The sequence below is a fragment of the Aeromicrobium phoceense genome (assembly GCF_013868155.1).
Lineage (GTDB): Bacteria > Actinomycetota > Actinomycetes > Propionibacteriales > Nocardioidaceae > Aeromicrobium > Aeromicrobium phoceense.
On record NZ_JACEOG010000001.1, the window covers coordinates 2430406 to 2432183 of the forward strand.

3 protein-coding genes are annotated in these 1778 nt (G+C 67.0%); 2 read left to right on the plus strand and 1 reads right to left on the minus strand.

Annotated features, from left to right (window positions below):
- On the minus strand, positions 1-905 hold a 905-nt coding region (locus H1W00_RS11805; RefSeq protein WP_181756279.1), incomplete at its 3' end, for an FAD-dependent oxidoreductase.
- A 111-nt stretch (positions 906-1016) separates the two neighbouring features.
- On the opposite strand from H1W00_RS11805, the gene H1W00_RS11810 reads away from it, so the two are divergent.
- Together H1W00_RS11810 and H1W00_RS11815 are read left to right on the plus strand one after the other, a co-directional pair.
- Positions 1017-1406 carry a heavy metal-responsive transcriptional regulator gene (locus tag H1W00_RS11810; protein WP_181755836.1) on the plus strand — a complete coding sequence of 130 codons (390 nt, stop codon included), beginning with the start codon at positions 1017-1019 and terminating at the stop codon, positions 1404-1406.
- An 88-nt stretch (positions 1407-1494) separates the two neighbouring features.
- A complete protein-coding gene (locus H1W00_RS11815; RefSeq protein WP_181755837.1) occupies positions 1495-1680 on the plus strand; it encodes a hypothetical protein in 186 nt (61 codons plus the stop codon).
- Positions 1681-1778 lie beyond the last annotated feature (98 nt).

The window sequence follows — 1778 nt, forward strand, 5'->3', positions numbered from 1 at the left end:
ACGACCACCTCGCCGGACTCCCCTGTCTTGACTCCGACAGAGTCGAGGTTGAGTCCGTCGGTGACGGGGCGGCGTCCGAGGGCTACCAGGACTTGGTCGGCGCGGAAGTCCTGCGAGACGCCGGATACGTCCGCGGTCACCACGACCAGCCCGGTCCCTGCGGCCCGGGTCACCCGGGTGGGCACCGCGCGGCGAACGACGCGGATGCCATTATCGGCGAAGACGTCCTCAAGCGCCCAGGAGACTTCAGGCTCCTCCTTCGATGCGAGTCGGGAGCGGGCCAGCAGCGTGACCTCGGAGCCGAGTCGGGCGAACAGTTGGGCCTGCTCCAAGGCGACGTAGCCACCGCCGAGGACGAGGAGAGACCTGGGGACCTCGAGCAGCTCCATGGCCGTGGTCGAGGTCAGGTACCCCGCGCTATCCAGGCCCTCGATCGGCGGGACCCACGGTCGAGCGCCGGTTGCGACCATGTAGTGCTCGGCCTCGACGGTCGCGGCCATCCCATCGGCGGCGGTGATGTTCAGCGCCGGCGCATCAGGCGAGCCCGCGAACGCGGCGACTCCCTGACGCACTTGCCAGCCGTAGGATTCAGCAACGTCGGCGTATTTCTCGCCCCGCAGCGACTCGACCAGCGCCACTTTTCCGGCGACCAGCGCGGGCATGTCGATTGGGCCCGCTGTCGTTGAGATCCCCGGGAAACGGTCCGGGGCGTCGGCGGCGGAGTACCGCGCGCCAGCCGCGGCAATGAGCGCCTTCGACGGCACGCACCCAGTGTTCACGCAGGTCCCGCCGAGCGTGCCGCGCTCGACCATCACCACCGACTTTCCCAGCGCGGTCGCGCGGATCGCCGCGGCGAACGCCCCGCCGCCCGATCCGATGATGGCAAGGTCGTACTTCGTAGGCATCGCTGCTGTCTCCTTCAACCCTTCGGTCTTCTTCTGATCTGTTCAGCCATACTTGACGTTCCAGTGCAGGGGAAGGTCAAGCGTGCTCCTGCCGAACGAGAGGTGACCGCGATGCGCATCGGGGAACTGGCCGCTGCGGCTGGGACCACTCCGAAGACTCTCCGCTTCTATGAGGAGTCGGGACTGCTGCCCCCAGCCGACCGGACGCCGTCGGGTTATCGGGACTACCCGCCCGTCGCTGTCGCCCGGATCGACTTTGTCCACCGCGGCCAGGCGGCGGGCCTCACCCTCGCTCAGATCCGCCAGATCCTCGACATCCGCGATGACGGCGCCGCGCCGTGTGAGCACGTGCGCGATCTGCTCGACGAGCGCCTAGCCGAGATCGAGCAGCAGATCGCTCGGCTCACCGCCCTGCATGACACTATTGCCGAACTCAGGCACGACGCCGCGCAGCCGGACCCCGACACGTGCAGTCCCGAGCAGGTCTGCCGCTACCTATAGTTCTCCGCATCGAGAAGGAGACAGACCGCGGCCGGCCACGCGGTCGCGATCCCAGCACGCCCAGCGTCGTTGCCCGCCCGATGCACGCGTGAACACCTGCATCGCCGGAAAACTCCCCCACATCGGCATCGGCCGAACCCACACCCGAACCCACGTCACCCTGCTCATCGACGACCACCACGTCAGAGTCGTCAACGCCACCACCGGAGAACTGCTCCGCGACCTGATCATCAACCCCGACCGCGACGACCAACCCCGACACAAAACCACATGAAAAAACTCCCGAACCTGCAAAATGCAGGTCCGGGAGTTTCCGATGTCCTGAGACATCACACGGTCGGGCTGACAGGATTTGAACCTGCGACCCCCTGA